This window comes from Shewanella sp. 2_MG-2023, assembly GCF_030548905.1.
GTDB classification, from domain to species: domain Bacteria; phylum Pseudomonadota; class Gammaproteobacteria; order Enterobacterales; family Shewanellaceae; genus Shewanella; species Shewanella electrodiphila.
The window spans coordinates 22585-48748 of sequence record NZ_JAUOSO010000023.1 but is presented as its reverse complement, the minus strand read 5'-3'; the positions used below and the strand labels follow the sequence as shown (position 1 = coordinate 48748).

The following is a 26164-nucleotide window of genomic DNA, read 5'->3' as shown; positions in this document are numbered from 1 at the left end:
CAGAGAGTCAGTGTGGATAAACTAACAATTCAAGCCAGTCAGCCGCTTTCTGGAAATGTGACCATTTCTGGGGCGAAAAATGCCGCTTTGCCGATTTTGTTCGCAAGTGTGCTAGCAGAGACTGACTTTATCGTTTCTAACGTACCGAGTCTTCGAGACGTCAATACAACGTGTAAGTTATTGCGTTGTTTAGGCGCAGAAGTGAAAGAGTTAGGCGACAGCAAGTACTGTATTTCAACTCAAAACTTAAATGAGTTTTGTGCTCCTTACGATCTCGTTAAAACCATGCGAGCGTCTATTTTAATCTTAGGCCCATTACTCGCAAGGTTTGGTACTGCAGATGTATCATTACCTGGTGGTTGTGCCATTGGTGCCCGCCCTGTAAACCTTCACTTGCAAGGCTTAGAGCAAATGGGCGCTAAGATTGAAGTGAAAGAAGGTTACATCAAAGCGCGTGTTGATGGCCGTCTTAAGGGCGCGCATATCTTTATGGATATGGTCAGCGTCGGCGCGACTGAAAACTTACTTATGGCCGCCACACTTGCAGATGGTGAAACAATCATCGAAAACGCTGCGCGTGAACCTGAAATTAATGATTTAGCCCATTGCTTAATTAGCATGGGGGCCAAAATATCTGGTGTAGGCACTGCAACACTAAAAATTGAAGGTGTTGAACGCTTGTCTGGCTGTGAGCATCGAGTGATGCCAGATCGAATCGAAACCGGTTCGTTTTTGGTTGCAGCAGCAGTAACGCGCGGAAGTATTCGTTGTGTTGATGCTGACCCTTCATCACTTGAAGCTGTACTTGCCAAACTTGAAGATGCAGGTGCGAAAATTACCACAGGTGATGATTGGATCGAGCTTGATATGCAGGGTAAACGTCCTGTCGCTGTTAATATTAAAACAGCGCCATATCCTGCATTTCCAACCGATATGCAAGCTCAGTTTTGTGTACTTAATGCATTAGCTGAAGGCACCAGTCATGTGACTGAAACGATTTTTGAAAATCGTTTTATGCATGTACCTGAGCTAAGTCGTATGGGCGCCGAGATGGAACTTGAAGGTAATACTTGCATCATTAAAGGTATAGAGCGCATGAATGGTGCTCAAGTGATGGCGACGGATTTACGTGCATCAGCAAGTTTAGTGATTGCGGGCTTAATGGCTGATGGTGTCACAACTGTCGATCGGATTTATCATTTAGATCGCGGCTATGAACATATCGAAGATAAATTTGCAGGCTTAGGCGGCAAAGTGGTTCGCGTTAGCTAAGCTAATATCTGTATTGATAACTAAAGCCGCTTTTTGAGCGGCTTTTTTATGTCTTAATATTTAGTCATCATGAATTTGGAGTGATTAAAAAGCCTGCATAAGCAGGCTTTATTTGAGGATAAACCAGTTTAAATTAACTATCAGTAGGGAGCTTCTCTCCAATAACAACGGGTAGTTCTAGTGGTTTGCCTTCACGAATAATAGTGATATTCACTTGATTACCTGGTGTGGTTTCAGCAATTCTATCCATTAACATTTCAACGCCTGGTACGCTTTCTTCTTCGTATTGAATAATCACATCACGAGGACGCAGCGTTGCTTTTGATGCTGGGCCATTTGGATCAACACCTGTGACTAATACGCCTTTAAGGTCGGGTAAGTTGAGAATTTGCGCCATTACAGGACTCAAAGGTTCGCCTGAAATACCCAGTGCACCACGGATCACGCGGCCGTTAGTAATCAATTTCCCCATAATGCTATGGGCAAGCTTTATAGGAATAGCAAAGTTAATCCCGTGACCACCACCTTCAGCGCCAATTTGGAAAGCAGCAGTATTAATACCAATAAGCTCACCACCGGTATCAATTAACGCGCCGCCAGAGTTACCAGCGTTAATTGCTGCGTCAGTTTGTAAAAAGTCGAGATAACCAGAGCTTAAGCCATTGCGACCTGTGGCACTGATGATGCCTTGTGTGATGGTTTGACCTAAATTATATGGATTACCAATGGCTAAAACCACATCACCCACTTGTGCGGGGTTATTAAGATTAATAGGCACAATAGGCACATTGTCGCCATCAATTTCAATTTTAAGGACCGCTAAATCAGTGATTTGATCTGAACCCACAACTTCAGACGTAAACTTACGACCATCTTGCAGCGCGATAACAATCTCATCGGCTTTTTTGATCACGTGGTAGTTAGTTAAAATGTAGCCTTCTTTGCTCATGATCACTCCGGAGCCAAGGCCTTGGAGTGAGCTTGAGTTCAGTGGACTATTTTGATCTAAACTTAAGCTGTATATGTTTACAACTGCTGGAGCGGCTCTACGTACAGCGCTAGCAAATGACAATTCATTATGATGTTGAGTCGTCGTTAAGCCGTTATTGAAGCTATTGTTGTTAGTAATGGAATTAACAAATAAGAATACAGCAGCCATGACCAAACCAAATACCACAGCCTTGCTTAAGTAAAGAATAGTGTCTTTGAAGTTCATTGGTCGACTACATATAGGAAAGATGAGCAAATATTATCATGACTAAAAAAATTAAGCATCGTAGCGACAAACTACAATGCTTAATTTATGTTTGATAATAAGATTTAATTTAAGGCTTTATCTCAGTACTAAGTACATTAATTTGTTATCGCGGAGCACCTTTAACGCAACAGCACCTTGTGGATTCTTTAGCTCTTCTTTTAACGCGTTCAGGTTTTTGACCTTACTGCGATTTAAGCCGACAATTAAGTCTCCTTCTTGAAGGCCATTTCGTGCTGCTGGAGAGCCCTGTGCAATACTCGTAATTTCGATACCTTTACGGCTATTACTCAGTTCTGCCCCTTCTAACATTGGGTGGAGGGCATTATCGGCAGAACCTGAACTCGAGGTTGATTCACCTAGAACTACGTTCGCGGTTTCTTCATCGCCATCACGAATAATGCCAATTTCAACTTTTGCACCAGCGCCCATCGTGGCTACTTTGGCTCTAAGCTCTTGGAAATTTTTAATCTTTTTACCATTAACGCTAACAATAATGTCGCCAGCTTCTATGCCTGCTTTATCAGCGGCGCTATCAGGCATGACTTCACTGATAAACCCGCCATGTTGGGTTTCAAGGCCAAACGCTTTTGCCAGCTCGTTATCTAAATCGCGCCCCGTGACACCAAGTACGCCACGCTTCACTTCACCATGTTCAATAATTTGATTAATGAGGTTGTTCACCATATTGGCGGGAATTGCAAAACCAATCCCGACGTTACCGCCACTTGGTGCAACGATTGCTGTATTGATACCGATAAGCTCACCATTTAAATTAACGAGTGCGCCGCCAGAATTACCGCTGTTAATCGCGGCGTCGGTTTGAATAAAGTTCTCAAGCATTTCAATGCCAAGGCCACTACGTCCTAGAGCACTAACAATCCCTGAAGTTACGGTTTGTCCAAGGCCAAATGGGTTACCAATAGCCACAGCAAAGTCACCCACTCGAATATCATCTGAGTTAGTCTGTTTAATTGCCGTTAGGTTTTTTGCTTCAATTTGCAGTAGCGCAATATCAGATTCTGGATCAGCGCCTATTAATTTAGCATCAATTTCTCGTCCATCATGTAGGCCAATTTTGATTTCATCCGCGCCGTTAATGACGTGGTTATTGGTGACGATATAGCCTTCTTTGGCATCAATAATAACCCCTGAACCTAAGCCTCTGAATGGTCGCTCTTGGACTTGCTCTTGCGGCGCATTAGGGCCAAAGAAATACTTAAATACATCTGGGATTTGTTGTTTCGATGTTTGGGTACCACTTACCGCAACCGATACAACAGCAGGTGTTGTTCTTTCAAGCATGGGCGCTAGGCTTGGTAATGCTTGACCATCAACAGTTTGGGGAATTGCCGCTTGTGATAAGGCCGGCATTAAAGATAGCGAGGCTGATAAAATTGCTGCTGAGAGTAAAGTTAATTTTGGTTTCATTAATTATTGCTCCTTGAAAAATTAAATCATGGCTCGGTAAAAGTTTACAGTTATCGCCTTTGATCAAATTTAATCTGATAATCGTACATGGTATATATAACCTCGGAGTCTATGCTGTTTCAATAAGTTCAGCCTATATTAACAAAGGTTAATTTTTTGTAGTTATAAACGTTACCTCAATTGTAGCTGCATGCTATGATTGTTTCGAATTTTCAGCAGTATAAGAGAGTCGTACTTGTGTCGCAGTTAAGCCCTTGGCAGCATTACCAGCAAGATTTAACCCGTGATGGTTTTTCTCACGATATAGCACAAGAGCAAGCGGTAAAATCGCTACAACGAGTTTATGAAGAAGTCATTGCTGCCGATGTCCAACCTTCAGGTATTGGCAAGTTGTTTAGTGCGATAGGATTGAAAAAATCTGACTCATCGATTCAAGGACTGTATTTATGGGGTGGAGTAGGGCGCGGTAAAACCTACTTGATGGATACCTTTTATGATGCACTGCCTACAGATAAAAAATTGCGTGCACATTTCCATCGTTTTATGCACCAGCTGCATCATGATCTCGGTGAAATGGAAGGGGTACAAGATCCGCTCATTAGCATTGCTAAGAAAATGGCGCAGCAATATAAGATAATCTGCTTTGATGAATTTTTTGTCTCAGACATTACCGACGCGATGTTACTGGGCACCTTATTCCAATATCTCTTCAAAGAAGGTGTTGCCTTAGTGGCGACCTCTAATATCATTCCTGACGACTTATATAAGAACGGGTTACAACGCGCACGCTTCTTACCTGCAATTAAACTGATTAATGAGCATTGTGAAATATTAAATGTCGATTCGGGAATTGATTACCGTTTACGTACTCTTGAACAAGCAGAGATTTATCATTTCCCCTTAGATCAGCAAGCGGATACCAATTTAATCACTTACTTTGGTCAACTCGCGCCAGAATCAGAAGTGCTTACAGGTTCTATTGAAATTGAAGGCCGTGAGATTGCTATTCGCCAACAATCTCAAGGTGTCTTATTAGCTAACTTTAGAGACTTATGTGATGGTCCTCGTTCGCAACGTGACTATATGGAAGTGGCGAGGCTGTATCACACTGTTTTAGTGAGTGGCCTCGAGCAAATGGGGTCTTCAACCACAGGTGACGATATCGCGAGGCGCTTTTTGGCCATGGTCGATGAATTTTACGAACGTAATGTAAAACTGATTATTTCTGCAGAAGTCTCATTAGAAGATATCTATACCGATGGCTTATTGAGCTTTGAGTTTAGGCGCTGCCGTTCAAGACTGATTGAAATGCAGTCTCATGACTATTTAACTTTAGAGCATCTTCCTTAAATAGGGCATATATCAAATTGCTGTTTAGGCTTACTTATATAGGTAACTTATTCGCTAGCTATATTTGAGTTGACAGGCTTGAGTGTTTATTGAACAACTCATGTCGGTGGGATAGTGAATATTCAGCATAAAATCCAGAAATCACCTTCATAGGTGATTTTTTTATAATTATGAAAAAATTAGATGATTTTTAACTCAAGTTTGTCTATAATCCGCCACCTGCCCTCGTTACTCCACCGAATTTGGGTGGAAGATTTAAACCAATTTCAGCTCGAAGGGGCTTTGAAATGGTCATTGTGTTGATTGCATGTGCAGTCAGCATTGAGACAGAATTTTAATCATTGGGTTTTTGTAAAATGAAGACTACATTTACTGCTACACCAGAAACAGTCACACGTGACTGGTTCGTCGTTGATGCTGAAGGTAAAACTTTAGGTCGTATCGCTACTGAAATTGCTACTCGTTTACGCGGTAAGCATAAGCCAGAGTATACTCCTCATGTTGACACTGGTGACTACATCATCGTTATTAACGCTGAGAAAGTTACAGTGACTGGTAACAAAGCTAAAGGCAAAGTTTACTACTCACATTCAGGTTTCATCGGTGGTATCAAGCAGATTACTTTTGAAAAGCTGCAAGATCATAAGCCTGAGATGATTATCGAGAAAGCAGTTAAGGGTATGTTACCAAAAGGTCCTTTGGGCCGCGCTATGTTCCGTAAACTTAAAGTTTACTCTGGCGCTGAACATAACCACGCTGCACAACAACCACAAGTTCTTGATATCTAATCCGGGAGTAAGCTAATGTCTGCAACTCAGTACTACGGCACTGGCCGTCGTAAAACATCAACTGCTCGCGTATTCGCTAAAGCAGGTAGTGGTCAAATCGTTGTTAACCAACGTCCACTAGATGTATATTTTGGTCGTGAAACTGCTCGTATGGTTGTTCGTCAACCACTTGAGCTAGTTGAAATGACAGATAAACTTGACATCTATGTAACTGTTAAAGGCGGTGGAACCACTGGCCAAGCAGGTGCAATTCGTCACGGTATTACTCGTGCATTGCTTCAGTTAGACGAAGCTCTACGTCCTTCTTTACGCGGCGCTGGTTTCGTTACCCGTGATGCTCGTAAAGTTGAGCGTAAGAAAGTTGGTCTACGTAAAGCACGTCGTAAGCCACAATTCTCAAAACGTTAATTCGTTTTTGGAATTCAAAAAGCCCAGCTATATGCTGGGTTTTTTATTGCCTTTTTTTTATCAAATACAGCTATGATACAAAATGATAATGGTGTTTCATTTGTTTGATGCTGCCACTGTTCTGTTGTTGAGTTAATAATAAATTGTGGGATGAATGATGGATTTTCAAGTGTGGATGTTTGCGATTGGTTTAGTTTTGGTTTTAGAAGGGATTGGACCGTTACTATTTCCACTGCAATGGAAAAAATATTTAGCTGAGATTTCGAGCCAAAATAAGAATGTTCTCAGGAGGTTAGGTGGATCATTGGTGTCTGCTGGCATAGTACTATTAATAATTTTCGCATAAAATACTTGCAATACACCCCCAAAAATCTGTTAAAATTCGCCTTTATACCGCAACCTTGCAGCAGACGATGGGCAAAAACGTAGTAGTACTCGGCACTCAATGGGGTGACGAAGGAAAAGGTAAGATTGTCGACCTTCTAACAGAACAGGCAAAATATGTAGTTCGTTACCAAGGCGGCCACAATGCTGGTCATACTCTTGTTATCGACGGCGATAAAACAGTACTTCATTTGATTCCGTCAGGGATCTTACGCGACAATGTGAAATGCATTATCGGTAATGGTGTAGTGCTCGCTCCCGATGCTTTGATGAAAGAGATCAACATGCTTAAAGAGCGTGGTGTTCCTGTCGAAGAGCGTCTTCTTATTTCAGAAGCATGTCCACTAATTCTACCTTTCCATTGTGCTCTTGATGTGGCTCGCGAAAAAGCGCGCGGCAATCAAGCTATCGGTACAACGGGTCGTGGTATTGGTCCAGCTTATGAAGATAAAATTTCTCGTCGTGGTCTTCGCGTAGGTGATTTGTTCAATGCTGAACTTTTCGCTGTTAAGCTAAAAGAAGTGATGAAATATCACAACTTCATGCTAACCGAATACTATGATTGTGAAGCTGTTGACTATCAAACAACGCTAGATGATGCATTAGCTATCGCTGATTATCTGAAAAGCATGTGTACTGATGTGACTGAATTACTAGATACTGCCCGTAAAGCGGGTGAGCCAATCTTGTTTGAAGGCGCACAAGGTACATTACTTGATATCGACCATGGTACATACCCATATGTGACTTCATCAAACACTACAGCAGGTGGCGTAGCTACTGGTTCTGGTTTTGGTCCTCGTCACTTAGATTATGTATTAGGTATCATGAAAGCTTACACCACTCGTGTAGGTGCTGGTCCATTCCCAACAGAGCTTGAGAATGAGATTGGTGACTACTTAGGCCATAAAGGTCAAGAGTTCGGTGCGACAACTGGTCGTAAACGTCGTCCAGGTTGGTTAGATGCTGTGGCAATGCGCCGTGCAGTTCAAATCAACAGTGTAAGCGGCTTCTGTCTAACCAAACTTGACGTTCTAGATGGCCTAGAAGAAGTTAAGATTTGTGTTGGTTACCAGTATCCAGATGGGTCTGTTGAAACAGTGACTCCTTTAGCTGCTGAAGGTTACGAGCAGGTAACACCTGTTTTCGAAACTATGCCAGGCTGGAGCGAAACCACTTTCGGTGCGACATCAATTGAGCAACTGCCACAAGCAGCACTTAATTATATTGCGCGTATCGAAGAGTTACTTGAAGCGCCAGTTGATATCGTATCAACGGGTCCTGACAGAAACGAAACAATCGTATTAGTTAATCCATTTAACTAATACATTGAAGGCCGCTAATTAGCGGCCTTTTTATTGTGTAGTTGACCTAGTTTTATTGATTGAAAATTTACATCGAACATTCACTGTTATCCTCCAGTTACCTTCGTCATTTTCTCCTATCTAATACAAGCGATTCAGTTTTCTATTGTGTTGAATAATTGCGGTTTGTGCAGTTAATACTCAAGAATTGAGCTATAATGCCGATGCATTGGGTAACTAAAGTGTCATTGAGAATCGTTATGCTGCGTTTAAGTTTATTGTTGTTGTGTTTTATTCCATATATTACCGTTGCCGAAATGGCTTCAGTGGATATTTATAATGATGAGCAATTACTTAAATTGATCCGAACGAATCAATATTTACAGCAAGTTAAAGCCGATGATTGCCAGCTAGTACAAGACATCGAAGCGAGAGCCGAAGTGCTAAAGCAGCCCATGTATCAATTTTTGTGGGGTGAGATGCTTAATCATGGTGTTTGTGTGCCGCAGCATGCATCCAGAGGCATGAAACAATTACAAATTGCTGCAGAGCAAGGTAGCGCAGAGGCGATGCTAAAACTGGCCGAGTATTACTATCACGGTAAAATGGTAGTCAAAGATAAAAATCGTGCAGTGCAGTATGTGATGCCTGCTGCTGCTAATGGCGATGTGCCAGCACGATTAATGTTAGTTCGCCTTTTTGGCGAAGGTTATGGTAGCCCTGTAGATTACAAGTTAGGTTACCATTGGTTATATAACAGCGTATTTAATGATGAAGCGACACAGAAAAAAGCGTCTTCATTATTGCAGACATTAGCCGCTAAGATGCCCGCGAGTATAGTCGCGCGAGCACAGCAGCCGCAGCTGCACTAAACGCTAATACTCCAACATTGGAGTAAATTATTTGGAAATTGAATGATCAACGATCCTCATTTTGAGAGAGAGCAAGACAAGTACGAAAACCCAATCCCTAGCCGTGAATACATCTTAGAGTATTTACGCGCCCAGAAATCACCTGTGACTAGAGAGCACATTGCCGCAGCATTAAACATGGTCGATGAAGATCATCTTGAAGCGTTAAGAAGACGTTTGCGTGCAATGGAGCGTGATGGACAACTGGTGTACACCCGCGGACATAGCTATGGTTTACCTGAAAAGATGGATTTACTTTCAGGGAGCGTGATTGGTCACCGAGATGGATTTGGATTTTTTAAATCTGATGAAGGCGGAGATGACTTATTTATTAATAACCGCGATATGCAGATGTATTTTCACGGCGATAAAGTCCTAGCACAAAAAGCGGGCTCAGATCGTCGTGGACGTCGTGAAGCACGTATTGTACGTCTAGTTCAGCAACGGGCAGCACCATTAGTAGGCCGCTATCACGTTGATGCTGGCATGGCATTTGTTATTGCTGATGATAGACGTATTACCCAAGAAATCTTAATTGCTAAAGAAGACAGCAATGGCGCTCGCGCAGGCGACGTGGTTGTAGTTGAGTTAACTCGCAGACCTGGCCGCTTTGTTAAAGCCGCTGCGAAAGTCACAGAAGTACTTGGTAAAACGATGGCCCCCGGTATGGAAATTGAAATTGCACTGCGCAATTATGATTTACCCCATAAATGGTCATCAGTGATTGAGAAAAAGCTCAAGCGCATTCCTGATGAAGTACCAGAGTCTGATAAGCAAGGACGAGTCGATTTACGTCACTTACCTTTAGTGACGATTGATGGTGAAGATGCCCGTGATTTTGATGATGCAGTTTATGCTGAGACAAAACCTAGCGGTGGCTGGCGTTTATGGGTAGCGATTGCTGATGTGAGTCATTATGTGCGTACTGATTCTGCATTAGATGAAGAGGCGCGTGCCCGTGGTAACTCGGTGTACTTCCCATCGCAAGTTATTCCAATGCTGCCAGAGAAAATTTCCAACGGCTTATGTTCGCTTAATCCGCATGTTGACCGTTTATGTATGGTCGCAGAAATGACAATTTCAGCGGCGGGTAAGTTATCTGGCTATAAGTTTTATCCTGCAGTGATGCATTCACATGCAAGATTTACTTATACCCAAGTCGCAGCAATGCTCGAAGGCGGCGAAATCGCGCCTGAGCATGAAGCACTATTCCCGCATCTTCAATGTTTACAGTCTCTGTATTTAACTTTGAACGAGCGTAGAGCTGAACGCGGTGCAATTGCATTTGAAACCGTTGAAACCCAGTTCATCTTTAATGAACAACGTAAGATTGAAGCGATTGTGCCCCGTGGACGTAATCAAGCTCATAAGATTATTGAAGAGTGCATGATCCTCGCAAACGTCGCTTCTGCTAAGTTTGTGAAGAAACATAAAGGTGAAGTGCTATATCGTGTCCATGAAGCGCCATCTGAAACTAAGCTAGCAAACTTTAAAGAGTTTTTAGCTGAACGCGGATTATCAATGAATGGCGGTGATGAACCTACACCATCTGATTATCAAGATGTGATGCTGAAAATTGCTGATAGACCGGATGCAGAACTGATTCAAATCATGTTACTGCGTTCAATGCGCCAAGCGGTATATAGCCCTGATGATGATGGTCACTTTGGGTTAGCATTAACCGAATACTCGCATTTCACTTCGCCAATTCGACGCTATCCAGATCTGGTGTTGCACCGTGTGATCCGCTATTTATTAGCTGCACAAGATGGCAATGTTAAGGATAAATGGACTCCTGAAGGGGGTTATCATTATGACCTTGAAGAGTTGGATAAGTTAGGCGAAGAATGTTCAACGACTGAACGCCGTGCAGATGAAGCGACGCGTGATGTAGCTGATTGGCTTAAATGCGAATACATGCAAGATCATGTTGGTGATGATTTTGAAGCCGTTATCGCTTCGGTAACAAGCTTTGGTTTATTTGTGAGGCTGAAAGATCTCTACATCGATGGCTTGGTGCATATTTCAAGTTTAGTCAGTGATTACTACCAATTTGATCCAATGCGTCAACGTTTGATTGGTGAAAACACCAAGAACGTATATCAAGTGGGCGATGAAGTGAATGTAAAAGTGGCCGCAGTTAACTTGGATGATCGTCAAATAGACCTTATCATGCTTGGCGATCATGGGAAGAGCCGTAAAAAAGCTAATCGTAAACCGTTAACAGCACGTGAACGCGCTAACCTTGAAGGCGCTAAAGCGGGGGTTGGAAAATCTGGTTCAAGCAAGTCAGGAGCGGGTAAAGATAGTTCTGATGCTAAAGATGAGAAAAGTGGGGCAAAACGTAGCCCAAGTACTAAAAAGCCACGTTCTAAATCTAGCGCTAAGAAAAAAAGTGCAGGAAAATCATCTAAAAAACCGGTAAACAGTTCAGCTACAACAGCTGCAAAAAAACCATCTAAAGCAAAGCGTAAGAGAAAATAAGTAAATGAAAAAACAAGATATCATTTTTGGCATACATGCTGTTGAAGCTTTGCTACGAAATGCACCAGAGCGTGTGATTGAATTATGGGTAGTACAGGGACGCGAAGATGAACGTGTACTGCCATTAATTAACACTGCAAACCAATATGGTGTTTCTGTGCAGCGCTCTGGACGTAAAGTGCTTGATGACAAATCAGCAAGTAGCCAACATCAAGGTATTGTCGCACGAGTGAAACCAGCCAAAATACTCACTGAAAATGATTTAGATGCCTTGCTTGAAAAAACAGAGCAGCCATTTCTACTTATTCTTGATGGTGTTACCGACCCTCATAACCTTGGTGCATGTTTGCGAAATGCGGATGCTGCAGGGGTTCAAGGTATTATTGTACCAAAGGATAATTCAGTTGGTTTAACTGCAACCGTGAGTAAAGTGGCATGTGGCGCAGCTGAAACTGTTCCTTTGTTTCAAGTGACTAATCTTGCCCGCACTATGCGCCATATTCAGCAAAAAGGTGTGTGGATTATTGGTGCTGCAGGTGAAGCAGATTGTGAATTGTACCAAGCCGACTTAAAAGGTCCACTTGCTATCGCAATGGGCGCTGAAGATAAAGGCTTGCGCCGCCTAACACGTGAAAGCTGCGATTCAATCGTATCTATCCCAATGGCGGGTAGTGTTTCAAGTTTAAATGTATCTGTTGCAACGGGTATTTGTTTATTTGAAGCGGTGCGCCAGCGTAAAGGCTAATCTTGCTAAGATAAATTATCAGCATTAAAAAACGGGCTTATGCCCGTTTTTATTTGCTTTGAATTTGAATGCTACTGGAAAGTATAAAGCAGGTTAAACGTGGTAATGGTATCGGTTTTAAAACTGTCTTCAGGAACAACGGCGGTGTACTTAACATTAACGCCAATTTTAAATGCCCAATCCTGTAAAAAGGTATTTTTATAACTTAAATCTAAAGTCAGGGTATTGTTGTCTTCACCGACTTCTGAGGTGAGATCGGCATTTAAACTGGTATATTCCTGTAGCTTGACCGAATACTTTGCTGCAGTACGTAAAATGATGTCTTGGTTGGCTTCTGGATTTAAATCGGAATCGGTGGCTTTAGGCAAATCATAACGATAACCAGGACCCACTTCTAAACTGAGTTTGGTTTGGTAATTGGAAATAATATCGAAACCGTAACCAGCAGATATCGTTGACAGTTTGGTATAACTACCAAAATCATCCCAAGTGAATTCCCCGCGTCCGAATACATAACCGCTATCCAGTTTATAACTAGATTGCGCGTAAAGATCATATTTTTCAGCTGTCGTCGATTCATCATCAGCTGCATAGTAGGCTTTTAAGGTTAATTCTTGTCGGGCTTTTTCAGTGTCGTAATTTAAGTAAGTACGGCCATTGAAGTTTTGCGACTGGTTGTTACCGGTGTTTAGTTGCATTCCCGCTTCAATTTCAGCGTTAAAGTCACTTGGTGGCTCTTTGTAATCTGGTGGTACTAATGCCCATGCAGAAGATGAGGCGAGCAAAGTAGAAGTAAAAATGATGACTTTATTCATTACGCTTATCTATGGGTTGTTATGAGGAACGCCTGGAATACGGATGAAGCGTCATAATACCTGTATTCGTGTAGGCTGCAAAGCAATCCGTTACTTAAACACTGTCTTGAAGGGTTAAGTTATTCATTTTTATATCGTATTTATGTGTTGTTAAGTTAAATGACAGTCTCACTTTTAGTAGAGACTAAACGAATAGACTTGATGGCAAAGTATTACTTGAGTTTGCTGTTGTGTTTATGTACTATGTCGCGCTCAAATCAGTCATTTAATTTCGTTCCTTGCCTCCAACTTGGTCTGACTGAGCCACACGTGAGGCTAATTAACCGTAAGGAGCAATAAATGCGTCATTATGAAATCGTATTTATGGTTCACCCAGATCAAAGTGAACAAGTCCCAGGTATGATCGAGCGTTACAGCAGTGTAATTACTGATGCTAACGGTACTATCAGCCGTCTAGAAGATTGGGGTCGTCGTCAATTGGCTTACCCAATTCAAGACCTACATAAAGCTCACTATGTTCTTATGAACGTAGAAGCAACTGCAGAGTCTATCGAAGAGTTAGAAACAGCTTTCCGTTTCAATGACGCTGTTCTGCGTAACATGGTAATGCGCACTAAAACTGCTGTTACTGAAGCTTCTCCAATGGCTAAAGCAAAAGATGAGCGTGATTCACGTCGTGCTCCTACTGCTGCACCAGCTGCTGAAAAAGAAGTTGAAGCAAGCGCTGAAGAATCTGCTGAATAATTAATCTGTGGTTAATCACTTAGTATTGTCAGGAACGATAACTCGTTCTAAGCGGTTTGATAGCCCAAGCGGGATTCCACATAAGGTAATCACGTTAGAGCACAAAGCGCAGCGGTATGAAGGCCAGATGTTGAGAAACGTTTATTGCCTCATCCAAGTCATATTAAGTGGACAACGTTTTAATAGCGTTACAGAAGAATTAAAAGCAGGCGTGCAGGTCCAAGTTGAAGGGTTTATCTCTATGCAGCAAGGACGAAATGGCCAAAATAAATTGGTTATGCACGCCGAAAATGTCGAATTGAAAACTTAGGAGACTGTCAACATGGCACGTTATTTCCGTCGTCGCAAGTTCTGTCGTTTCACCTCTGAAGGTGTTGCAGAAATTGATTACAAAGATATCGTTACTTTAAAAAACTACGTAACAGAAAGCGGTAAGATTGTTCCTAGCCGTATCACTGGTACTAGTGCTAAATATCAACGCCAACTAGCTCGCGCGATTAAGCGTGCTCGTTATCTTTCTCTACTGCCTTACACTGATTTACATCAGTAATCGCAGTATTAATCAGAGGAATTAGATAATGAACGTTATTCTGCTTGATAAAATCGCTAACCTTGGAAACCTAGGTGACCAAGTTTCAGTTAAAGCCGGTTACGCACGTAACTTCCTTTTGCCACAAGGCAAAGCTGTTGTTGCTAATGACGAAAACGTTAAAGTTTTCGAAGCACGTCGCGCTGAATTAGAAGCTAAATTAGCTGCTGAATTAGGTGTTTGTGCTGCACGAGCTGAAAAGCTTGCTGCATTAGAAGCAGTTGTTATCGCTTCTAAAGCTGGTGACGAAGGTAAACTATTCGGTTCAGTTGGTACTCGCGACATCGCTGATGCAGTTACTGCTGCTGGCGTTGAGCTTGCTAAAGCTGAAGTACGTCTACCTTTAGGTGCTTTACGCACTTTAGGTGACTTCGAAGTTGAAGTTCAGCTTCACACTGAAGTTAAAGCTGTTGTTAAAGTTTCTGTTGTTGCAGAAGACTAATAGCAATTTGCTTTAAAGAAAACACCGCCAATTGGCGGTGTTTTTTTATGTCTGGAATATGTAAATTGCAATGAGATGGGCTGCATACTTTGACTTGAAATAATTCAATGAAAGTAATTTTGACGAAAGTAATCTGGACTTACTCTGGCAAAAAGTTCAGGCAAAAAACTCATGAAAAAAACGCATAAAAAAGGCACTTTGATAAAAGTGCCTTTTGTTTCATGAACAAGAGAATTAGTCTCTGACTAACTCTAACTCATCTATTAAGTTTTGTGCATTATCAACCTTATCCATCATCCAAAGGATATAACGGAAGTCGACATGGACTGCGCGGGTAATGGTTGGATTGAAGAACCAATCTTTAGTAATCGCTTCGTAAGTTGAATCAAAGTTCAAACCAACTAACTCACCTTTACCGTTGAATACCGGCGAACCTGAGTTGCCACCTGTAGTATCAACACTTGATAAGAAGTTAACCGGCACAGAGTTAAACTCTTCTGGTTTATCAAGACACGAGAACAAGCTGCAAATCCATGAGCGAGGATCTTGATAGACAGACGCAACAGTATGGTTGCCATAGTCATTAGTTGCGATTGCATCTAATAACTTCTTCGGTGCGTTATAAGGCGCTTCACCAGTGTGCTTACCTACAATGCCTTCTAAGCGCGTAAACGGCTGCTTGTAAAGGGCATCTCTTGATTGGTAACCATCTACCATGCCGTATGTGATACGTAAGGTACGGTTTGCATCTGGATACACAGGCCAATCATTGGCTTTGTAGTAAGCAATAATGGCTTCCATATATTCTGGGCGTGCAGTAGACAACTCACCTTTTAATGTGTTTTCTGCTTTCTCTTGCGCCATATTGGTGTCGTGCAGTGCAACAGCTAAACGGATAAATGGATCAGAGCTGGTTTCAAATGCTTGTGCATCTTGTTCCATCCAAGCAAGTCGTTGCTCTTTATCAGTAAGACCTGTTAAAGCGTAGTAGCCATCTAATTTTGCTGATAGTGCCTCTGCATCAGAGATTTTATTCAGTGCATCATCTAAAATTGCCACGCGCTGGCTTTGTGCCATGTATGCATTTAAATCTTGAAGCCAAAGCGTTTTATCAACAGATACATCAAAACTGCGTTCTAAGCGTGTTAAGTTAGCGGCGAACATTTTCATGTCTCGCTCTTGAAAGCCTTGTTCACGTTTTGCGTCAGGGAGCTGTTTTTCTTTCGCTAAACGATACAGTTTTTTCGCTGCTGACAATAACGAACTTGATTGCGCATTATTGAAAAAGTAATCCGTTTGAACTTGAGTTTGCTGCTTGGCAAGCAGAGCTTCTAATTCAGTGATTAAGTTCTGGTTTGCTTGAGTGTCTTTTTTCAACCAAGCTAAGAAATCATTCTCACGATCTTGCTTAATGCCGACAATATCAGTGGCTTTAAAGCCATCTAACAAGCCGTTAAGTTTCTTCATACGGTTAGCCATTGACGCAAGGCTGCCAGCATATTTTATCGCGATAGTATTATTATCTGCCGCCATTTGATTAATGGTGTCGATTTGTAGCTGATAGCGCTTGGCGTATGTTGGATACATCCAATCACTGGCAAACTCTAATTCACTGGTTAGGCGATAACGACTGGTAGAACCTGGGTAACCTGCAGCAAAGACTCCGTCACCTGCTTTAACGCCGTCAGCATTAATTTTTAAAAAGCTCTTAGGCTCAAACGGTACGTTGTCTTCAGCATAGCTTGCTGGTTTACCGTCTTTGCCAACGTAAGCACGTAAGAAAGTAAAGTCGCCTGAGTGGCGAGGGTATTCGTAATTATCGATGTCACCGCCAAAAGCGCCGACGCTTTCTGGTGGTGCATAGACTAGGCGAACATCCCGAATAATCAGCTGTTTAATTAAGTAGTACTCTAAACCGTTATGGAAACTACTAACCGAACAGCGGTAGTTTTCATCGGTTTCACATTCTTTAATGAGTGCTTTGCGGTTTGACTGAATATCTTCGTAACGTGCTAGCGGCTCGCTACTTAAATTGGCATTTACTTGTTTAGTGACATCCGTTACGGCTTCAGTAATGTATAATCGCTCGTTTGGACCCGCTGAAGGTTCTTCTGCTTTAGTATTGGCAAGAAAGCCATCGGCCAAGTAATTATGTTCTGTTTTACTGTTATATTGTATTGCTCGGTAGGCACAATGATGATTGGTAACAACTAGACCTTGGGGCGAAACGAAACTGGCGGTACAATAGCCGAGGCCGACAACCGCATTCATTGGGTATTGGGTTAGATCTGCAAGTTGTTTTGCAGGAATTTCGATGCCACGTTGTGCTAATTTATCTGCGATAGAAGGCATTTGATAGGGTTGCCATTGGCCTTCATCGGCATGGGCTAGCCCGGAAGACAGCACAAGGGCTGCAACGAGTGCAATACGCATGTTCTTTCCTTAAATATTATTATTGTTAGTCCGCATGAGCGGTAATGTTGCACATTTTAAGGTGCAACATGTTTGCATGACCTCGGTGTTATACCATATTTTACAAACAGGTTGGGAATTGGGAGTTTTAATGTCACAAAAAGGTCCTTTTAAGGCTAAAGAAAGGTTAAGAGATGCACAAGTTGATGCGCTCAAATTACCGCCTCACTCTATTGAAGCTGAACAGTCTGTTTTAGGTGGCTTGATGCTCGATGCTGAAGCTTGGGACAGAGTCTCAGAGGCTATCGTGGCAGATGATTTCTACTCTCGCTCTCACCGAATGATTTATGCGGCGATGAGCCGTCTTGTTGAAACCGGCCAACCTATCGATTTGATTACGGTATCTGAGCGACTTGAAGTTGAAGATCAACTTGAAGATGCCGGTGGTTTTGCCTATTTAGGTGAGATTGCTAAAAACACCCCGAGTGCAGGTAATATTTTATCGTATGCCGATATCGTACGTGAGCGCGCGGTTGTGCGTGACATGATTGGTGTCGCCCATGAGATTGCCGATGCAGGTTATAACCCAGAAGGACGTAATTCAGGTGACTTACTCGATTTAGCTGAAACTAAAGTCTTTAAAATTGCAGAGTCGCGAGCGAATGCCAATGAGGGCCCTGAAGGGATTAAATCGATTCTTGAAAAGACTGTCGATAAAATTGAGCAGTTATACAATAACCCACATAACGGTGTAACAGGGGTTTCGAGTGGCTTTAGTGACCTAGATAAAATGACCGCTGGTTTTCAGTCTGGCGATTTGGTCATTGTGGCAGCGCGTCCATCGATGGGTAAAACTACCTTTGCGATGAACCTGTGTGAACAAGCTGCGATGAATGAGGATAAGCCGGTACTTATTTTCAGTTTAGAGATGCCGTCAGAACAAATTATGATGCGTATGTTGGCGTCTTTAGGCCGAGTGGATCAAACTAAAATTCGTACCGGTCAGCTCGATGATGAAGATTGGGCTCGTGTGTCATCGACCATGGGTATCATGCTTGAGCAAGGCAAGATGTACATTGATGATGGCTCTGGTTTAACCCCAACAGAAGTACGCAGTCGTGCTCGACGGATTGCCCGTGAGTATGGCGGTTTATCGATGATCATGATCGATTACCTGCAGTTAATGCAAGTGCCTTCATTAAAAGATAACCGTACCTTAGAAATTGCAGAAATTTCTCGCTCACTGAAGTCTCTGGCTAAAGAACTCGAGATTCCAGTTATTGCACTTTCACAGCTTAACCGCTCGCTAGAGCAACGTGCTGATAAGCGACCTGTTAACTCGGATTTACGTGAATCTGGTTCGATTGAGCAAGATGCGGATTTGATCATGTTTATTTATCGTGATGAAGTGTATAACGATGATTCTGAACAAAAAGGTGTCGCAGAAATTATTATTGGTAAACAGCGTAACGGCCCGATTGGTCGAGTGCCTTTGACCTTCCAAGGCCAGTTCTCTCGCTTTGATAATTACTCAGGAACGCAAATATTTGATGAAGATTAATCCTGTTTCATAAATCAGTATTGTGTCTATAAATTGCTATTATCAAACAAGCCTCTGTTAATGAAACAGAGGCTCAATTTTTTGTTTTCATGGTGAAGAACACCTGAATATATTCGTCATTTAAGGTTAATTATTTGAAACCGTTTCCCCGTGCTGAAATTAGTCGTCAGGCTTTACAGGATAACCTTGTCAGGCTGAGAGAGATTGCTCCTAACAGTAAAGTCATGGCAGTGGTTAAAGCTAATGGTTACGGTCATGGCTTACTGAATGTTGCACAGTGTGTAGATAATGCCGATGGATTTGGTTTAGCAAGGCTTGAGGAGGCGCTGCAATTGCGTGAAGGTGGGGTGAAAGCGAAACTGCTATTACTTGAAGGTTGCTTTCGTCAGACAGATCTCCCGTTATTAGTACAGCATCAAATCGACACCGTAGTTCATCATGAATCTCAGCTTGAGATGCTTGAAAACTCGACATTATCAGCTCCTATCACCGTGTGGCTCAAAGTGGATTCAGGTATGCATCGACTGGGTTTTGGCTTAGAACAGTTCGATGATGTATACCAGCGTTTAATTGATTGCCCCAACGTGAAAAAGCCGGTTCATTTAATGACACACTTTGCCTGTGCTGATGAGCCTGACAATAATCTCACTCAGCAACAAATGGATGCGTTTACTCAACTCATATCTGACCTTCCTGGGGACCGTACTTTAGCAAACTCAGCAGGTACCTTATTTTGGCCTCAAAGCCAATGTGATTGGATAAGACCTGGTATTGCTTTATATGGGGTTTCTCCTGTATTTGGGGATAAGGGGACCCATCACGGTTTACAACCTGCGATGGAGTTAGTATCTAATTTGATTGCTGTTCGTGAGCATAAAGCGGGTCAAAGTGTGGGTTATGGTGCGCATTGGACTGCCGATAAAGACACTAAATTAGGTGTGGTCGCGATTGGTTATGGTGATGGTTATCCCCGTAATGCACCTGAAGGAACGCCTGTTTGGTTAAATGGTCGAAGAGTGCCGATTGTTGGCCGCGTATCGATGGACATGCTAACGGTTGATTTAGGCGCAGAAGCGACAGATCAAGTTGGTGATCTTGTACAGTTATGGGGACAAGCACTAGCCGTTGAAGAGGTCGCTGAACATATTGGTACCATCGCTTACGAACTCGTGACCAAACTCACCCCACGAGTGGTTGTCGATTTACAAGAATAAAGCCCTTAGGGGCATCTAGATGTTGCAAGGCTACACACGTTTAACAGTGCCTTGTATTAGAAGGAAGATTGAGTGCAGTTGTATAAAACCGCGCTAGTGACTTACTGCGTTATTTATAGTGGTTGGGCCTTTGCTCAAACACAGCCTATTCAAAGCCTTATGTCAGAAGATACTATTGTATCTGTTGACATTGCGGGCGACGATAAGCAAACAACATCAACGTCAGTTGAGTTAGAAAAGAATAAACAAGCCAAGAATTCAGCCGACAGTTATGATGCTGAATTTGTTGCTGTGCCCATTATATTTTCAACTGAAACGTTGAGTACAACAATTGGTGGTGCTGGTGTCATAAAGCATGCTGGGCAAGCTCAAGCCGTTGCACTGGGTATAGGTTTATATTCAGCCAATGACAGCTGGCTAAGTTATGCTGGATTCTACAATTATCAAATTCCCAAACTCGATCAATGGTTATTCAGCGCGGAGTTATTTCGTGGCCATTATGAGCAAGGCATATACTATCTCCCGCAAGCAAACACCGAGACTGAAACTGAACGCATAATCAGTGTAGGCGATGAAGGCTTTTCAAAATTACATATTAAATATGTTTTGCCGATGGCTGGCGGGGCAAACGGCGCTGCAGCGTCTCTAGCCAGAAAGAAAAATGCAATAAGCTGGAATCCACTAGAGTCAGGTGTCACATCGATAACTTTGACGCCCTTTAATAAGTATCGCGAACTTGAAACGCTGGATTATTTACCTGATGAAGCAAATGGCATAGAGCTGGCTTTAGATTGGGATAATCGTGACTCAATGAATAACAGTTCAGAGGGCGGACAAACCAATCTTACATTAACGCTTGGCAGTGAAGTAAGCGATAACCCAAGTTGGTTTATGTGGGAATTTGAACAAAGTGCTTTTATGTCACTGGGAAGTAATGGCTGGTTTGAAGAACAAGTACTCGCCGCCAACGTCTATATTGCCGATACACCAAGTTGGAATAGCTTTGATGGCGATAGCCAAAGTTACCAGCGCCCCCCAACCTTTGCAGGCGTTTCACTCGGTGGGTTTGATAGGTTAAGAGGTTATGACTCGAAGCAGTTTACTGGAAGAAGCGCGGTCAATTATGCGCTAGAATATCGTATGACTCCTCGTTGGCAGCCACTACAAAATTTACCAGTGTTTAATTTATATGATGTGCCTTGGTGGCAGTGGGCATTATTGATTGAAGCGGGAAATGTGACCGACGAGTTTAGCCTTGATGACTTACACAAAGACATGAAAACCTCTTATGGTGTGAGTGTCCGTTTTGAAGTTGAAGATATTGTTATCAGAAGTGATTTTGTCACTGGTGGTGATGAAAGCCAGTTTTGGGTAATGATTAATCAGCCTTTTTAATGTAAAGGCTATTTATTACTGCGCTCAGATAGCAGATTAGATATTCATCATTAACAATATTAATTGAAAGCCGCATAGTGATATAATGTGCGGCTGAAATTTTGACTGGTATTAGATTGCACTATGCCGCTTAAACTCAAAATCAATAAGTCGCTGATATTCATCTAAAAGGTACATCTCTTGGCTGCAACAACACTTAACAGATCGCTTTCAATCGCTCCAATGCTTGATTGGACGAAAGTAAAAATATATATTTGATTTTGTTGGTTTTATATTTTTACGGGGTACCTCGGGGGTACCATAGGGTACATATTTTAAGAATCTGGGGTACCCCAGAAAACTACATTTAGTTAGTTCCTATAAAATCCTTTTCAGCAAGCCTTCTACATTTATCAATATGCTTTGCAAGTTCAGAAATATGAACAAAATATGGGCTTTTTGCACTTTCATTGATCTTAAAAACAGGGAAGGGTAAAGCTCCAGCTTTTGCACGGTTTTTGGCTACTCGGTTGGACAGTCCTAAAAGTGGTCTAGCTATTTCATCAAGTTCAATAATCACTCTGTTTGAGTATTGTTGAAGCAATAACTCTTGTGTTTTGAGCATCCCAGTCTTAGGTTTCATAGAGCTTACTTTTGTCCCTAAATTGGGTACATTGTATCTTGTCTCTAAAATCGGGACAATGAGTAAAACATTACATGCTCCTGAATATAGAAAACTAATAGAGTGGCTAAAATCTGCTCGAATTGAGCGTGGGTTGACGATGCGTGAGCTAGCTGCAGAATTAGGTGTCCCGCATTCTTACATTGGGAAAATAGAGCAATATGAGCGTAAACTCGATGTGCTAGAGTACATCGAGTATTGTAAGGCATTAAAATTAGAGCCATACGAAGGCTTTATAATTTTAGCAATGTAAAATTTAAATTTGTTTTAAAAAGAACTTCATTAGCTTCTGCTAAATAAACATCATTTCCCTTCAAGACGGTAGTTAGCGTTTCTTTTAGTTCAACTTCTTTTTTATTAAGACCGTGTTCAGATTCTCGTTGCATTAGCGATTTTAAAGCTGTTTCTATGTGTAGACGTAAATGCAATATATGTAAGCTTAACTGTCTAGATATAAAGTTAGTAAATTGGAACGTAGAGCCAAAGTAATTCGGATAAGCTTTCTTTAACGAACGAACACCTTCTGTTGATACTAGTACAGACATATCGTATTGATCTTCAAGTTCTGACTTATTTAGTTCATTGAGTGCTGCGTCAGTTTGGTTTCGTTTGAAGTAATCAAGGCTCACAAAGTATTTATTATCTTTTCTACTGCTTTTAATCATTCTTACCAAGACTAAATCTTTGTTATTTTTGGGATTACTTCTTATTGATTGTTTAGAAGATGCGCTAATGGCGATGTTGTATTTGTTAAGCTTATTGCTGACATCTAGTTTGTTATGTAAAGTTACGAACTCTTCAATAACGGCTTCGTGCTCTTTTTTTTCCAATAAACATAACTCTTCCTCATGAGCTACCAGTAGCCCTGCTATTTTAAAGAATTGACGCCATTCAAGTGACCCTGTTATAGACGTCTTAAGCTCTATATCTTCTAAAGTATCAATGATTTCTAAACTCGTAGCCCAAGCATGTTGGAGAGTCGTTCTTAGCTGGACTTCCACATTCGTACCTTTCCAAGGGTGCTCTGCTTTTTTACCTTCGTAACAGCTATACACTAGGTGCAGGCCACCGTAACCACTATCCTTAGGGCGATCCAAATAATTTGTTGTTCTAACTATTTGATGTATAGATTTACTGTTTTCCAATTTTTTCTTTAATTCATATAGCTCTAATTTATTCTTAACAATGGCCCTGCATCCAGCAATATCTTGCATTCTTACTAATTTTATAGCGTTATTCGTTTCCCCATCTAGAGTTGACCTTTCTAGTTTGTTGATGATCGTCGGTAGACGTTTCAAGCGTCTCGCAACAATAACTTGTGGGCTGACTTTTTTAGCTGTTCTAGCTAGATGATTTTTCATCAACATTAAGGGGTATAAATGAAATTCTCTAAAATTCTGGATTTTTTCTATAGCTTCCAGTCGCAAGTCTCCCGTAACGCCATGACGAATACTCCTAGCTGCTTTTTCAATTTTCTTTTTTGAAACTGTTAAAGGTCTCTTTTGGTCTTCGTACTGTCCATTAGCCATGTCTAATCCTAAATTGTAAATATAAGGTGCAAAAACCATCATTAAATTATTTGAGATTACTTTTATGTTATGCATAAATTGGGGGACTCAATCAAGGTTTATTGGATCGATAGCAAGGTTTTTCGAAGACCCGAATTTGTGAAAATTAATCAAAATAGTCAAAAATAGTCAAAAATAGCTTAGAATAGTCACATAATTAGGTGTTATTGAGTTTGTGTAAATTAATTAAATGAAAAAAAAGTCAATTAAACCAATGGATAGGAAGATATCGTTAGCACCTATGCTTGATTGGACTGATAGGCATTATCGATATTTTGCTAGACTGATGTCGGCACATACTGTGCTTTATACCGAGATGGTGACGACTGGTGCGATTATTCATGGTCAAGGTGATTACTTAGCTTATAACCAAGAAGAACATCCTGTTGCATTGCAGTTAGGTGGTTCGAATCCAAAAGATTTAGCGACGTGTGCCAAATTGGCATTTGAGCGTGGCTATGATGAGATTAACCTTAATGTCGGTTGTCCGTCTGATAGAGTGCAGAACGGACGTTTTGGTGCCTGTTTAATGGGTGAGCCTGCGTTAGTGGCTGAATGTGTTGATGCGATGAAACAAGTGGCCGATATTCCCGTGACAGTTAAAACGCGAATCGGTATTGATGAGCAAGACAGCTACGAGTTTTTGACTGATTTTGTTGATACCGTTAAGGCTGTTGGTTGCGATACGTTCATTGTGCATGCCCGTAAGGCATGGCTACAGGGCTTAAGCCCGAAAGAAAACCGCGAAATACCTGAACTTAACTATGAGCGCGTTTATCAGTTAAAGCGTGATTATGCTGATTTGAACATTAGTATTAATGGCGGTGTTAAAACCTTAGAGGACTCACTGAGCCATTTACAACAACTTGATGGTGTGATGATCGGCCGTGAGGCTTATCAGAACCCGTATTTATTGGCTAAAGTGGATCAGTTGATATACGGCGAAGAAAAGCCGGTTATCACCCGTGAACAAGTGATTGAGCAAATGATGCCTTACATTGAGCAGCATTTAAAAGACGGTGGCAGGTTAAACCATATTACTCGTCACATGATTGGCTTATTCCAGGGGTTACCTGGTTCAAGAGGCTGGCGAAGACATTTAAGTGAGAACGCCCATAAAGCAGGCGCGGGTGTTTCAGTTATATGGGATGCCGTAGCAAGAATGGAGCAGAGTCGTCCGCCAGCGGATGTGACTTTTTACCCTAATAATAATGTGTAAAAGCAACGCGAGATAATTGTTTAAGAAGACCCTTAAACGAGATTTAAAGCGCCAATCATTGGCGCTTTTTTTATGCCGTTAATTTGGATAATTAAGTTTTAGCTAATTTCACTATTATAGTGGTGAGAATTACTAATTGTTTAATTGTTGCTCACTTTTATTTTTGGCTAAAAATAGCAATCATAATAAAAGCTCTTTAAATTCAGGTGTTAATGAATAATTTAAAACTTGGCACGTAGCTTGTAATAACCATGGTGTACCCAACAATTGAAAAGGAAGACATCATGTTTAACTCAACTACTAATACAAATGGTTTAATCTCTACAACTAATACTAACGCAAACTCATCAGCAAAAAGTGTATTGAAAAAAGTCGCTTTAGTCGCGTTAATTGCAACTGCAAGTATGAGCGCTCAGGCTAACGATTTAAACAGTCAAGATATGATTGATGTGTTAGAAACGCGTTTAAGTGAAACGGCTTCTGAAATGTTGCAATCAGCAAAACAAGAAATCGTACTTTCGCTTCACAGTCAAATTGCAGAGCAAGCATTTGAGTTAAACAGTTCACTAGAATTAGCTGAAACAGCATCGGATACAGTATCAGAAACAACTACAGATTCTGTATTAGCGAGCAATGAGGATTAATTCATGGATTTAATGATGATTTTTCATTTAGCAGATCCATTAATTTCATTACTTCTGCTTCCCGTGATTAGTTTTATTATTTGTTCGTTACTGATATGTGGGTTGCAGTGGTATCAATTTAAAAGTGTCGATGCAATTTCTGAAGAAATAATCAATTTAGAATTTGCTGGAGAAACAAAATGAACATGTCCGATGTAGAAACGTTTTTAAAGTCAGATAAAAGCATTATATGCGGTGCAGTAAACTCGCTTTCAAAGCAGTTTGGTTGGTCTGTAATGTGGTCTCGTGTGTTAACATTGATTGCTATATTTTTAAGCCCAACGATGGGACTGATTGCTTACTTTGTTACCGCTATTGTCGTAAGCCAGCAAAAAACAAAATATTAATGTTAGGGATGAATTTACCCTAACATCAATTTTCGCTAGTAACACAGCACAGGAAGAGGTCGTTTTATCACTATCGTACCATCACGATAAAAGTGTTCTTTATTCCTTCCAAGTGCCGCAGTCACCATTTTCAAACAGCGCTTACGAGTCTTATAAAAGTATTCAACTAACGTTAGCAAATA

General features: G+C 41.4%; 27 protein-coding genes. 21 read left to right on the top strand and 6 right to left on the bottom strand.

The features are described from left to right. Positions 1 to 12: 12 nt before the first annotated feature. A complete protein-coding gene (murA, locus tag Q4600_RS19025; RefSeq protein WP_102528016.1) occupies positions 13 to 1272 on the top strand; it encodes a UDP-N-acetylglucosamine 1-carboxyvinyltransferase in 1260 nt (419 codons plus the stop codon). Between the two features lie 133 nt (positions 1273 to 1405). Here murA and degS read toward each other — a convergent pair whose 3' ends face one another. Together degS and Q4600_RS19015 are read right to left on the bottom strand one after the other, a co-directional pair. Continuing rightward, positions 1406 to 2488, bottom strand: coding sequence for an outer membrane-stress sensor serine endopeptidase DegS (gene degS / locus Q4600_RS19020; protein WP_102528015.1), 1083 nt, complete (start codon positions 2486 to 2488; stop codon positions 1406 to 1408). Between the two features lie 117 nt (positions 2489 to 2605). Beyond that, complete coding sequence (locus Q4600_RS19015; protein WP_102528014.1) at positions 2606 to 3958, bottom strand: DegQ family serine endoprotease; 1353 nt, start codon at positions 3956 to 3958, stop codon at positions 2606 to 2608. Between the two features lie 237 nt (positions 3959 to 4195). Here Q4600_RS19015 and zapE point away from each other — a divergent pair, with 237 nt between their 5' ends. The 8 genes from zapE (at position 4196) to rlmB (ending at position 12332) form a co-directional block, all read left to right on the top strand. Continuing rightward, complete coding sequence (zapE, locus tag Q4600_RS19010) at positions 4196 to 5308, top strand: cell division protein ZapE (RefSeq protein ID WP_102528013.1); 1113 nt, start codon at positions 4196 to 4198, stop codon at positions 5306 to 5308. A 356-nt stretch (positions 5309 to 5664) separates the two neighbouring features. Next, on the top strand, positions 5665 to 6096 hold the full coding sequence (rplM, locus tag Q4600_RS19005) for a 50S ribosomal protein L13 (RefSeq protein ID WP_102528012.1): 432 nt from the start codon (positions 5665 to 5667) through the stop codon (positions 6094 to 6096). Between the two features lie 15 nt (positions 6097 to 6111). Then, positions 6112 to 6504 (top strand): 30S ribosomal protein S9, encoded by a 393-nt coding sequence (gene rpsI / locus Q4600_RS19000; protein WP_102528011.1) that lies wholly within the window; start codon positions 6112 to 6114, stop codon positions 6502 to 6504. Positions 6505 to 6661: 157 nt separating this feature from the next. Next, positions 6662 to 6850: a DUF2065 family protein gene (locus Q4600_RS18995; RefSeq protein ID WP_229371090.1), complete on the top strand. Its 189-nt coding sequence runs from the start codon at positions 6662 to 6664 to the stop codon at positions 6848 to 6850. Positions 6851 to 6917: 67 nt separating this feature from the next. Then, positions 6918 to 8213 (top strand): adenylosuccinate synthase, encoded by a 1296-nt coding sequence (locus tag Q4600_RS18990; RefSeq protein WP_229371092.1) that lies wholly within the window; start codon positions 6918 to 6920, stop codon positions 8211 to 8213. A 203-nt stretch (positions 8214 to 8416) separates the two neighbouring features. Then, positions 8417 to 9064, top strand: coding sequence for a tetratricopeptide repeat protein (locus tag Q4600_RS18985; protein WP_303517783.1), 648 nt, complete (start codon positions 8417 to 8419; stop codon positions 9062 to 9064). 42 nt (positions 9065 to 9106) lie between these two features. Beyond that, positions 9107 to 11587 carry a ribonuclease R gene (gene rnr, locus Q4600_RS18980; protein WP_303517763.1) on the top strand — a complete coding sequence of 827 codons (2481 nt, stop codon included), beginning with the start codon at positions 9107 to 9109 and terminating at the stop codon, positions 11585 to 11587. A 4-nt stretch (positions 11588 to 11591) separates the two neighbouring features. Then, positions 11592 to 12332 carry a 23S rRNA (guanosine(2251)-2'-O)-methyltransferase RlmB gene (rlmB, locus tag Q4600_RS18975; RefSeq protein ID WP_229371098.1) on the top strand — a complete coding sequence of 247 codons (741 nt, stop codon included), beginning with the start codon at positions 11592 to 11594 and terminating at the stop codon, positions 12330 to 12332. A gap of 71 nt (positions 12333 to 12403) precedes the next feature. Here the strand turns inward: rlmB and Q4600_RS18970 are convergent, their stop codons facing one another. Next, positions 12404 to 13147: a YdiY family protein gene (locus tag Q4600_RS18970; protein ID WP_102528005.1), complete on the bottom strand. Its 744-nt coding sequence runs from the start codon at positions 13145 to 13147 to the stop codon at positions 12404 to 12406. A 339-nt stretch (positions 13148 to 13486) separates the two neighbouring features. Here Q4600_RS18970 and rpsF point away from each other — a divergent pair, with 339 nt between their 5' ends. From rpsF to rplI, 4 genes are read left to right on the top strand one after another with little or no spacing between them, the layout of a single operon-like run. Next, entirely contained in the window at positions 13487 to 13891 is a 405-nt protein-coding gene (gene rpsF, locus Q4600_RS18965) for a 30S ribosomal protein S6 (RefSeq protein WP_055023456.1), read from the top strand. A gap of 7 nt (positions 13892 to 13898) precedes the next feature. After that, a complete protein-coding gene (gene priB, locus Q4600_RS18960; protein ID WP_102528004.1) occupies positions 13899 to 14201 on the top strand; it encodes a primosomal replication protein N in 303 nt (100 codons plus the stop codon). Between the two features lie 12 nt (positions 14202 to 14213). Further along, a complete protein-coding gene (rpsR, locus tag Q4600_RS18955) occupies positions 14214 to 14441 on the top strand; it encodes a 30S ribosomal protein S18 (protein WP_055023454.1) in 228 nt (75 codons plus the stop codon). Positions 14442 to 14469: 28 nt separating this feature from the next. Then, positions 14470 to 14922, top strand: coding sequence for a 50S ribosomal protein L9 (gene rplI / locus Q4600_RS18950; RefSeq protein WP_102528003.1), 453 nt, complete (start codon positions 14470 to 14472; stop codon positions 14920 to 14922). Between the two features lie 234 nt (positions 14923 to 15156). Here the strand turns inward: rplI and Q4600_RS18945 are convergent, their stop codons facing one another. Beyond that, positions 15157 to 17355 (bottom strand): S46 family peptidase, encoded by a 2199-nt coding sequence (locus Q4600_RS18945; RefSeq protein WP_303517757.1) that lies wholly within the window; start codon positions 17353 to 17355, stop codon positions 15157 to 15159. Positions 17356 to 17485: 130 nt separating this feature from the next. Here Q4600_RS18945 and dnaB point away from each other — a divergent pair, with 130 nt between their 5' ends. The 3 genes from dnaB to Q4600_RS18930 all read left to right on the top strand — a co-directional run bounded on the left by dnaB (position 17486) and on the right by Q4600_RS18930 (position 21504). Beyond that, on the top strand, positions 17486 to 18895 hold the full coding sequence (gene dnaB / locus Q4600_RS18940) for a replicative DNA helicase (RefSeq protein ID WP_102528049.1): 1410 nt from the start codon (positions 17486 to 17488) through the stop codon (positions 18893 to 18895). A 134-nt stretch (positions 18896 to 19029) separates the two neighbouring features. Then, positions 19030 to 20109 (top strand): alanine racemase, encoded by a 1080-nt coding sequence (gene alr / locus Q4600_RS18935; RefSeq protein ID WP_102528001.1) that lies wholly within the window; start codon positions 19030 to 19032, stop codon positions 20107 to 20109. A 72-nt stretch (positions 20110 to 20181) separates the two neighbouring features. After that, the gene (locus Q4600_RS18930) at positions 20182 to 21504 is read left to right on the top strand and encodes a hypothetical protein (protein WP_303517753.1); all 1323 of its coding nucleotides are present in this window, start codon (positions 20182 to 20184) and stop codon (positions 21502 to 21504) included. A gap of 346 nt (positions 21505 to 21850) precedes the next feature. Here Q4600_RS18930 and Q4600_RS18925 read toward each other — a convergent pair whose 3' ends face one another. Next, positions 21851 to 22126, bottom strand: coding sequence for a pyocin activator PrtN family protein (locus Q4600_RS18925; protein ID WP_303517752.1), 276 nt, complete (start codon positions 22124 to 22126; stop codon positions 21851 to 21853). A gap of 58 nt (positions 22127 to 22184) precedes the next feature. Here Q4600_RS18925 and Q4600_RS18920 point away from each other — a divergent pair, with 58 nt between their 5' ends. Beyond that, a complete protein-coding gene (locus Q4600_RS18920) occupies positions 22185 to 22418 on the top strand; it encodes a helix-turn-helix transcriptional regulator (RefSeq protein ID WP_303517750.1) in 234 nt (77 codons plus the stop codon). Here the strand turns inward: Q4600_RS18920 and Q4600_RS18915 are convergent. Beyond that, the gene (locus tag Q4600_RS18915) at positions 22399 to 23694 is read right to left on the bottom strand and encodes a RelA/SpoT domain-containing protein (RefSeq protein ID WP_303517748.1); all 1296 of its coding nucleotides are present in this window, start codon (positions 23692 to 23694) and stop codon (positions 22399 to 22401) included. The genes Q4600_RS18920 and Q4600_RS18915 overlap by 20 nt on opposite strands. A 229-nt stretch (positions 23695 to 23923) precedes the next feature. On the opposite strand from Q4600_RS18915, the gene dusA reads away from it, so the two are divergent. The 4 genes from dusA (at position 23924) to Q4600_RS18895 (ending at position 25982) form a co-directional block, all read left to right on the top strand. Beyond that, the gene (gene dusA / locus Q4600_RS18910; protein WP_303517746.1) at positions 23924 to 24952 is read left to right on the top strand and encodes a tRNA dihydrouridine(20/20a) synthase DusA; all 1029 of its coding nucleotides are present in this window, start codon (positions 23924 to 23926) and stop codon (positions 24950 to 24952) included. A gap of 284 nt (positions 24953 to 25236) precedes the next feature. After that, on the top strand, positions 25237 to 25596 hold the full coding sequence (locus Q4600_RS18905; RefSeq protein WP_102527995.1) for a hypothetical protein: 360 nt from the start codon (positions 25237 to 25239) through the stop codon (positions 25594 to 25596). 3 nt (positions 25597 to 25599) lie between these two features. Beyond that, entirely contained in the window at positions 25600 to 25779 is a 180-nt protein-coding gene (locus tag Q4600_RS18900) for a hypothetical protein (protein WP_229371105.1), read from the top strand. Beyond that, positions 25776 to 25982, top strand: a complete 207-nt coding sequence (locus Q4600_RS18895; RefSeq protein ID WP_102527993.1) for a PspC domain-containing protein — start codon at positions 25776 to 25778, stop codon at positions 25980 to 25982. The genes Q4600_RS18900 and Q4600_RS18895 overlap by 4 nt, the downstream gene beginning before the upstream one ends. Positions 25983 to 26164: the final 182 nt, after the last annotated feature.

What these genes read in the sequence shown, in the direction of transcription:
- degS (WP_102528015.1), bottom strand. Translation starts at nt 2,488, where the DNA reads ATGAACTTCAAAGACACTATTCTTTACTTAAGCAAGGCTGTGGTATTT.
- Q4600_RS19015 (WP_102528014.1), bottom strand. Translation starts at nt 3,958, where the DNA reads ATGAAACCAAAATTAACTTTACTCTCAGCAGCAATTTTATCAGCCTCG.
- rplM (WP_102528012.1), top strand. Translation starts at nt 5,665, where the DNA reads ATGAAGACTACATTTACTGCTACACCAGAAACAGTCACACGTGACTGG.
- rpsI (WP_102528011.1), top strand. Translation starts at nt 6,112, where the DNA reads ATGTCTGCAACTCAGTACTACGGCACTGGCCGTCGTAAAACATCAACT.
- Q4600_RS18995 (WP_229371090.1), top strand. Translation starts at nt 6,662, where the DNA reads ATGGATTTTCAAGTGTGGATGTTTGCGATTGGTTTAGTTTTGGTTTTA.
- Q4600_RS18990 (WP_229371092.1), top strand. Translation starts at nt 6,918, where the DNA reads ATGGGCAAAAACGTAGTAGTACTCGGCACTCAATGGGGTGACGAAGGA.
- Q4600_RS18985 (WP_303517783.1), top strand. Translation starts at nt 8,417, where the DNA reads ATGCATTGGGTAACTAAAGTGTCATTGAGAATCGTTATGCTGCGTTTA.
- rnr (WP_303517763.1), top strand. Translation starts at nt 9,107, where the DNA reads ATGATCAACGATCCTCATTTTGAGAGAGAGCAAGACAAGTACGAAAAC.
- rlmB (WP_229371098.1), top strand. Translation starts at nt 11,592, where the DNA reads ATGAAAAAACAAGATATCATTTTTGGCATACATGCTGTTGAAGCTTTG.
- Q4600_RS18970 (WP_102528005.1), bottom strand. Translation starts at nt 13,147, where the DNA reads ATGAATAAAGTCATCATTTTTACTTCTACTTTGCTCGCCTCATCTTCT.
- rpsF (WP_055023456.1), top strand. Translation starts at nt 13,487, where the DNA reads ATGCGTCATTATGAAATCGTATTTATGGTTCACCCAGATCAAAGTGAA.
- rpsR (WP_055023454.1), top strand. Translation starts at nt 14,214, where the DNA reads ATGGCACGTTATTTCCGTCGTCGCAAGTTCTGTCGTTTCACCTCTGAA.
- rplI (WP_102528003.1), top strand. Translation starts at nt 14,470, where the DNA reads ATGAACGTTATTCTGCTTGATAAAATCGCTAACCTTGGAAACCTAGGT.
- Q4600_RS18945 (WP_303517757.1), bottom strand. Translation starts at nt 17,355, where the DNA reads ATGCGTATTGCACTCGTTGCAGCCCTTGTGCTGTCTTCCGGGCTAGCC.
- dnaB (WP_102528049.1), top strand. Translation starts at nt 17,486, where the DNA reads ATGTCACAAAAAGGTCCTTTTAAGGCTAAAGAAAGGTTAAGAGATGCA.
- Q4600_RS18925 (WP_303517752.1), bottom strand. Translation starts at nt 22,126, where the DNA reads ATGAAACCTAAGACTGGGATGCTCAAAACACAAGAGTTATTGCTTCAA.
- Q4600_RS18920 (WP_303517750.1), top strand. Translation starts at nt 22,185, where the DNA reads ATGAGTAAAACATTACATGCTCCTGAATATAGAAAACTAATAGAGTGG.
- Q4600_RS18915 (WP_303517748.1), bottom strand. Translation starts at nt 23,694, where the DNA reads ATGGCTAATGGACAGTACGAAGACCAAAAGAGACCTTTAACAGTTTCA.
- dusA (WP_303517746.1), top strand. Translation starts at nt 23,924, where the DNA reads ATGAAAAAAAAGTCAATTAAACCAATGGATAGGAAGATATCGTTAGCA.
- Q4600_RS18905 (WP_102527995.1), top strand. Translation starts at nt 25,237, where the DNA reads ATGTTTAACTCAACTACTAATACAAATGGTTTAATCTCTACAACTAAT.
- Q4600_RS18900 (WP_229371105.1), top strand. Translation starts at nt 25,600, where the DNA reads ATGGATTTAATGATGATTTTTCATTTAGCAGATCCATTAATTTCATTA.
- Q4600_RS18895 (WP_102527993.1), top strand. Translation starts at nt 25,776, where the DNA reads ATGAACATGTCCGATGTAGAAACGTTTTTAAAGTCAGATAAAAGCATT.